This window comes from Streptomyces sp. NPDC096136 (assembly GCF_044763325.1).
In the GTDB taxonomy this organism is placed as follows: domain Bacteria; phylum Actinomycetota; class Actinomycetes; order Streptomycetales; family Streptomycetaceae; genus Streptomyces.
This window is the reverse complement of the sequence record NZ_JBIWFZ010000026.1, coordinates 92,899-100,202: the sequence shown is the minus strand read 5'-3', so window position 1 is coordinate 100,202 and position 7,304 is coordinate 92,899. Positions and strand designations below refer to the sequence as shown.

The 7,304-nt window shown below is 75.9% G+C and carries 4 protein-coding genes; all 4 read right to left on the bottom strand.

Going from position 1 to position 7,304, the window contains the following annotated elements; all coding sequences use genetic code 11:
* Nucleotides 1–270: 270 nt before the first annotated feature.
* Nucleotides 271–4,143: a nicotinate-nucleotide--dimethylbenzimidazole phosphoribosyltransferase gene (gene cobT, locus ACIRBY_RS34705; protein ID WP_403908274.1), complete on the bottom strand. Its 3,873-nt coding sequence runs from the start codon at nt 4,141–4,143 to the stop codon at nt 271–273.
* Nucleotides 4,144–4,388: 245 nt separating this feature from the next.
* Entirely contained in the window at nt 4,389–5,600 is a 1,212-nt protein-coding gene (gene cbiE, locus ACIRBY_RS34700; protein WP_403908272.1) for a precorrin-6y C5,15-methyltransferase (decarboxylating) subunit CbiE, read from the bottom strand.
* Nucleotides 5,601–5,660: 60 nt separating this feature from the next.
* Complete coding sequence (locus ACIRBY_RS34695) at nt 5,661–6,377, bottom strand: GNAT family N-acetyltransferase (RefSeq protein WP_403908270.1); 717 nt, start codon at nt 6,375–6,377, stop codon at nt 5,661–5,663.
* Between the two features lie 347 nt (nt 6,378–6,724).
* Entirely contained in the window at nt 6,725–7,246 is a 522-nt protein-coding gene (locus ACIRBY_RS34690; protein WP_403908268.1) for an RICIN domain-containing protein, read from the bottom strand.
* Nucleotides 7,247–7,304: the final 58 nt, after the last annotated feature.

The following is a 7,304-nucleotide window of genomic DNA, read 5'->3' as shown; positions in this document are numbered from 1 at the left end:
CAAGGGTGGCCGAAGGCCATCGCGCAGCGACGCGACCGAAGGGAGCGCCCTTGACAGGCCGGCCCGACACGGAAGGACGATGAGACTGGCGGGAAACCCCCAACCCTCCCTGAGACCGCCCCGCCCACGTCCCGACCACCCCCGGTCCCGATCGGCTTCTGTCGACCGCCCCGCCCATGTACCGGCGACCCACCACACCCGGGGAGGCGGGGCAGAAAGCAGTCGGGGCCGGACACCCTGTGGTGTCCGGCCCCGTCTGGATGGCTGCGGCTACTTCTCCGTCACGCCCGCCGCGTCGAAGGTGGCCACCTCGTGCATCGCGCGGGCCGCGCTCTGGACCAGGGGGAGGGCCAGGAGGGCGCCCGTGCCCTCGCCGAGGCGGAGGTCCAGGTCGACCAGGGGGCGCAGGCCCAGCTTGTTCAGGGCGGCCACGTGGCCCGGTTCCGCGCTGCGGTGGCCCGCGATGCACGCCGACAGGGCCTCGGGGGCGATGGCGCGGGCCACGAGGGCGGCCGCGCCGGCGCTCACGCCGTCCAGGATGACCGGGGTCCGCAGGGAGGCGCCGCCGAGGATCAGGCCGACGATCGCGGCGTGCTCCAGGCCGCCGATGGCCGCCAGGACGCCGATCGGGTCGTTCGGGTCCGGCTGGTGGAGCTCCAGGGCGCGGCGGACCACGTCGATCTTGCGGGCGTGGGTCTCGTCGTTGATGCCCGTGCCCCGGCCGGTGACCTCCACCGGGTCGACGCCCGTGAAGACGGAGATGAGGGCTGCCGACACCGTGGTGTTGGCGATGCCCATCTCGCCCGTCAGGAGCGCCTTGTTGCCCGCGGCGACGAGGTCGCGCGCGGTCTCGATGCCGACCTCGATGGCCGCGATCGCGTCCTCGCGGGTCATCGCGGGACCCGCGGACAGGTCGTCCGTACCCGGGCGGACCTTGCGGGGCAGCAGGCCGGGGGTGGCCGGCAGTTCGCCCTTCACGCCGACGTCGACGACGCAGACCTCGGCGCCGACCTGGTTGGCGAAGGCGTTGCAGACGGCCCCGCCGCCCAGGAAGTTGGCCACCATCTGCGTGGTGACCTCCTGGGGCCAGGGGGTGACGCCCTGGGCGTGGACGCCGTGGTCGCCGGCGAAGATCGCGACGGCGGCCGGCTCCGGGATCGGCGGCGGGCAGACCCGGGAGAGGCCCGCCAGCTGTGCGGAGATGATCTCCAGCATGCCGAGGGCGCCCGCGGGCTTCGTCATGCGCTTCTGACGCTCCCAGGCCTCACCGAGGGCCTTGGCGTCGAGCGGGCGGATGCTGGCGACGGTGTCGGAGAGCAGGTCGTGCGGGGCCTCGCCGGGCAGCGCGCGGCGCCCGTACGTCTCCTCGTGGACGACCCAGGCCAGCGGGCGGCGCTGGGCCCAGCCCGCCTGCATCAGCTCCGGCTCCTCGGGGAACTCGTCGACGTAGCCGACGCACAGGTAGGCGACGACCTCCAGGTGCTCGGGGAGCCCCAGCGCGCGGACCATCTCGCGCTCGTCGAAGAAGCTGACCCAGCCCACGCCGAGGCCCTCGGCGCGCGCGGCGAGCCAGAGGTTCTCGACCGCGAGGGCGGAGGAGTACGGGGCCATCTGCGGCTGGGTGTGCCGGCCGAGGGTGTGGCGGCCGCCGCGGGTGGGGTCGGCGGTGACGACGATGTTCACCGGGGTGTCGAGGATGGCCTCGATCTTCAGTTCCTTGAACTGCTTCGCCCGGCCCTTGGGCAGCGACTTGGCGTAGGCCTCGCGCTGGCGCTGGGCGAGCTCGTGCATCGTGCGGCGGGTCTCCGCCGAGCGGATGACGACGAAGTCCCACGGCTGGGAGTGCCCGACGCTCGGGGCGTGGTGGGCGGCCTCCAGGACGCGCAGCAGCACCTCGTGCGGGATCGGGTCGGTACGGAAGCCGTTGCGGATGTCGCGGCGCTCGCGCATGACGCGCAGGACGGCCTCGCGCTCGGCGTCGGCGTAGCCGGGGGCCGGCTCGCCGACGGAGGGCTGGGGCTCCGCGGGACCCTCGGCGGCGGCTTCGCCGTCGGCGGGGGCCTCGTCGCCGGTGGCGGGCCCGGCCTCGGCGGCCGGCTGCGCGGCGGCGGGCTCCGCCGCCTGCTCGGCCGGTACGTCGGCCTGCGCGGCGGGGTCGGCCTGCTCGGCCGGGGCCTCGGCGGAGGGCTCCGCCGGGGTCTCGGAGGCGGGGGCCTGGGCGGGCTCCGGGGTCCCAGGCGCGGCCTCGACGGCCTGGGCGGCCTCGGGGGCCGGCGCGGGAGCCCCCTCGGCAGCGGCGACGGCCTCGGCGGCCGGGACGCCCTCGGGGGCGGCGGGGGTCTCGGCGGCGACGGCCTCCGGGGCCCCGGCCGCCTCGACGGCCACAGCACCCTCGGGAGCCGCGGCGGCCTCCGTGGCCGGAGCGGCCTGCTGCGCCTCGGCGCCCTCGACCACCGGCGCAGCCTGGCCTTCCACCACGGGCTGCACCGCGGCCACCGGCTGGCCCTCGACAGCGGGCTGCCCCTCGACCACCGGCTGGCCCTCGGCCACGGCCTGAGCCTCGATCACGGGCTGGCCCTCGACGCCAGGCTGGCCCTCGACCACCGGCTGAGCCTCAGCCGAAGCCTGGCCCTCGACCACGGGCTGGCCCTCTGCCACGGGCTGAGCCTCGACCCCTGCCTGGCCCTCGACCACGGGCTGGGCCTCAGCCACCGGCTGGCCCTCGACGACCGGCTGAGCTTCGACCACCGGCTGGCCCTCGACCACCGGCTGAGCCTCGGCCGCAGCCTGGCCCTCGACCACGGGCTGAGCCTCGACCACGGCCTGACCCTCGACCACGGCCTGACCCTCGACGACCGGCTGAGCCTCGACCACCGGCTGGGCCTCGGCCGCAGCCTGGCCCTCGACCACCGGCTGAGCCTCGACCACGGCCTGACCCTCGACGACCGGCTGGCCCTCGACCACGGGCTGGCCCTCGGCCACGACCTGCGCCTCGGCCGCACCCGGGGCCACCTGCTCGACACCGACACCGGCACCGGCACCGGCCTCCGCAGGCGCCGCCGCCCACGGTTCACCGGCCTGCGGCGGGATCTCACCCAGCTGCGGGGCCACCGGGGCCTCCGCGCCCGGGGCGGCGTCCAGGTACTCGGGGCCGGCGGCGGGCGCACCGGGCTGCCCCGCAACGGGCTCCGCGGCGGGCGCGGCGGCCTGCGGCTCCCCGGCGCCCGCGGGCACGGCGGCGGGCTGGGCCTCGGCGGCGGGTGCTCCGGCGGCGGCCGGGGCGGCGGCCGTGTCGGGGCCGGGCTCCGGGGCGACGGCGGGGGCGACGGCCGCGGCGGGGGCGGCGGCCGGGGCGGCGGGCGCCACGGCGACGGCGGGCGCGACCTGCACCGGCTGCGCGGCGGGCGCGGCGGCGGGGCCCCGGTCCGCGAGGGACCGTACGACTCCCCCGGTGGCCTCGGGCACGGGCGGGCCCATGTGCAGGGGCCGGCGGGACGGGTTCACGGAGGCGGCGGGCGGCATCTGCCCGGCCGCGGCGGGGGCCGCCGGCGGGACGACGAGGCCGCCGAGGTCCAGGGAGCCGGAGTCACGGCCGCCGGCCTCGTGCGCGCCCGCGCTGTACGCGGCGGGGTCGGCGAAGGGCTCGGGGAACGCGGCGTCGGGGTAGCCGGCCTCGGGGAAGACCGCTGCGGGCTGCGCGCCGAGGGGCTGGCCGGGCAGTCCCTGGCCGGCCAGGGACTGGTCGTGGAGCGGCGGTACCGCCATCGGCTGGCCCGGCATCGGCTGGCCCGGCATCGCGTAGCCCGGGTCCGGGAAGACGGGGTGCCCCTGTTCGGGGTAGGCGGCGGGCTGGGGCTGGGGGTACTCGGCGTACCCCTGTTCGACGGGGAACTCGCCGGGGAAGGCGGGGACCGCCGGGACCACCTGGGGGTCGCTCCAGGAGCCCTGGCCGTGCCCGCTCGGCATGAGGAGCAGTTCCTCGTCCTCGGCGGGGTCGTCGACGAGGTCCTGGAAGGCGTAGCCGGCCGGGGGCATCGGCGGCAGGGGGGGCATCTGCGGGACCGGAGCGGGAACGCCCTGCTGATCCACCATGCCCGCGTTGTCCGGGTGACCCTCGCCCGGGACCTGGCCGGTGTCAGTCATGCTTACCCCTCGCCCATCGGTGTTGCCTCTTCGCCTCTTCGATCGCCCGGCGCCCTTGTGGCCCGACGAGCGGGGTCCCCGCGCGGCGCCACGTCTCGCGTGCGCCCGCACGACAACTCCTGAGCATTGTCGCGCTCGTCGGCCACCGTGTCGGCCGGAAACCGGCACGGTCCCCTGTGGACTGCGCCACGTCGTGCGCCTGCCGGGCGGTACGACGATCGGCCAGCCTACCCCGGGCTCCTGTGTCAGCGGTTCACGGGGCGTTCGCCTGCCAGCAGGAACACGACGGAACGCTCCTGTTCGGCCCAGGTCCTGGTGTCGAGGCCCAGGGACTGGAGGAGCGCGCACTCGACGGCGTACCCGTGTTCGGTGAGCGTCCGCCCGATGGCCTCCGCCTCGTCGCGGGTGGAGGCGTGGCTGACGATCCGTTCGGGGCGGCGGTCGGCGACGGCGGCGACGACTTCGGCGCCGCCGCCCCCCACCCGTACGACATCGGGTTCGGGCAGGTTCTCGAGCACGTGTGGAGCGCGGCCCGCGACGACCTGGATCTGCACACCGCGCTTGCGGGCGGCGGCTGTTGCGCGTTCGCAGGCGCGCGGGTCGGCGTCGACGGCGATGACGGCGGCGCCGAAGGCGGCGGCGTCGACGGCGAGGGCTCCGTGGCCGGTGCCGATGTCCCAGACGAGGTCGCCGGGGCGGGGGCCGAGGCGGGCGAGCTGGGCGGCGCGCAGCTGCGCCGACTCCCCCTCCCCCGCGTCCGGGTCGGTGAGGGCGCGGGCCCAGCCGCGGCCGGCGGCGGGGGCCTGGGCGGGGCCCTGGCCGAGGAGCCAGGGGGCGTCGGCGGTGGCGTGTCCGGCGCCGCCGATGACGATGACGACGTTGGGGTCGCGCCAGGTGTGGTCGGCGGCGGCGTCGGAGGTGAGGACGGTGACGCGTTCGCGGTCGGTGCCGAGGGCCTCGCAGATGACGAAGGTCCGGTGCACCCCTTCGAGGAGCAGGGCGAGTTCGGCGGGTCCGGCGCCGGGCGAGGTGAGGACGGCGACCTTGCCGCGGGCGCGGCAGACGTTGACGGCGCGGCGCAGGGTGCGGGGGTGGGCGACGACGACCTGGGCGTCGTCCCAGGGCATTCCGGCGCGGGCGAAGGCGGCGGCGACGGAGGAGACGGCGGGGACGACCTCGACTTCCAGGCCGTGTTCGGGCGCGCGCAGGGTGCGTACGACGCCGAAGAAGCCGGGGTCCCCGTCGGCGAGGACGACGGCGGTGCCGCGGTGGCCGGCGATGCGGCGGGCGGCGAGGCCGAGGCTGCCGAGGCGGATGCGTTCGGCGGCGGGCGGGACTTCGGGGAGCGCGAGGTGGTGGGCGGCGCCGGCCACCAGGGTGGCCGCGGAGAGCGCGGACCGGGCGGCCGCGGTCAGGGGGGAGCCGTCCCAGCCGATCACCGTGACCCGGTCGGCCATCGTCGTCAGTCTCCTGGGGTGGGGGCAGGCGAGGTTCCGTCGGGGTCCCGCACGTCGAGACTACCTGGTGACGGCTCGGTTCCGGTCCGCGGCGAGGGCGGGGGCCGGGTGGGCGCCGCGGGCCTCCCGGGCCTCGCGGGCCTCGCGGCTGTCGTACGTGTCGTACGCGCCGTAGTCCTCGTCGTAGGCGCCGGATTCGTCGAGGTCCTCGGGGACCAGGCTCCAGACGATGAGGTCGGTGCGGGTGTCGGCCCAGCTGCCGTCGGCTGCCTGGGTGCGGACGGTCCAGGCGTTGCGCAGGACGCCCTCACTGATGCAACCGATCTTCTGGGCGACCTGCTGGGCGGCGGTGTTGTCCGCGGCCGTGCGCATTTCGAGTCTTTCGAACCGCTGCTCGCGGAAGAGCCAGCGGGCGACGGCGAGGACGGACTCGCTGGCGTAGCCCTCGCCCCGGGCCCAGGGGGCGGTGACGTAGCGGATCTCGGTGGTGCGGGTGCGCCAGTCGGCGTTGCGCAGGTGGACGCTGCCGACGAGGCGGTGGGTGAGGAACTCGGCGACGGCGAAGACGATGCCGCGGCCGCCGGTGCGCTCGGCGTGGGAGAGGGCGGTGGCCCAGGCGCGGGCGTCGGCGCGGGTGTAGGGGTGCGGGGCCGGGGTCCAGGCGGTGACCTGCTCGTCGTTCATCATCTCGGCGAGCGCGCCGGCGTCCTCCTCCTCGAAGGGGCGCAGCACCAGCCGGTCCGTGCTGATGGTGACGTCCGGGAAGGTGGTAGTCATGCGCAGCTCCATGCCTGAGGCGGACCGTTTGTGCGGGTCGTAGCCACAGCATGCAGCATCGGCCCGGGGATGTGCAGGGCCGGGTTGCCCGGAAGCGGGCAGGCCCGGGGCGGGCGCGGCCCCGCGCGCCCGGAGGGGACGCCGTAGGCCGATTCGGGGCTTCGCGTGACGTCGGCCTTCACGACCTGGTGGTGGTCTTGAAGGCCGACGTTGTCGTGCGTGGGGGGGTGCCGATGTCGATGCAGCCGAAGGTGCCGGGGGCGGACTCCGCCGGACACGGTCAGGGCAACGCGGGCGGCGGCCCCGAAGGAAAGCCTGCGGCCCGAGAGGTGGCGGGTGCGGCGGGGTCAGGTGATCGACGGGTAGGAGACGATGTCCTCTTCGACGCCGTGGGAGCAGGGGTACAGGCGCGCCTCGGCGCCCTGGGAGAGGCCGCCCCATGAGTTGACGCAGTTGGTGGAGGCGACGCGCGGCTGAATCTGCCGGCCGTTGCCCGCGTAGACGAAGTTGAACTGGGTGTCGCCTGCGGAGCCGGTGGCGCAGGGGTAGAGGCGCATGTGGTTGCCGGTGGTGTCGCCGCCCTCCCAGTTGTTCACGCACAGGAGGCGGCCCTGGGGGTCGTAGGTCTGGGCCGCCTGGATCTGGAAGTGGGTGGCGTCCTGCGCCTTCAGCCACCACTGCTGGGCGGAGGTGCCGTTGCAGCCCCAGATCTGGACCTTCTGGCCGACGACGAAGTTGCCGCCGGAGACGTCGAGGCAGAAGCCGCCGTTGAACCGGATCTCTCCCGCGCCGTATCCGGCGTGGGCGGTTCCGGCGCCGAGCGTGGCGGCGAGCAGCGGAGCTGCGGCGACGGCGGCGATTTTGGCCATGCGGTTGCGCACCGTGAGTTCCCCCTTTTGATCAACATCAACAAATTTCAATGTGGAT

What these genes read in the sequence shown, in the direction of transcription:
- cobT (WP_403908274.1), bottom strand. Translation starts at nt 4,143, where the DNA reads ATGACTGACACCGGCCAGGTCCCGGGCGAGGGTCACCCGGACAACGCG.
- ACIRBY_RS34690 (WP_403908268.1), bottom strand. Translation starts at nt 7,246, where the DNA reads ATGGCCAAAATCGCCGCCGTCGCCGCAGCTCCGCTGCTCGCCGCCACG.
- ACIRBY_RS34695 (WP_403908270.1), bottom strand. Translation starts at nt 6,377, where the DNA reads ATGACTACCACCTTCCCGGACGTCACCATCAGCACGGACCGGCTGGTG.
- cbiE (WP_403908272.1), bottom strand. Translation starts at nt 5,600, where the DNA reads ATGGCCGACCGGGTCACGGTGATCGGCTGGGACGGCTCCCCCCTGACC.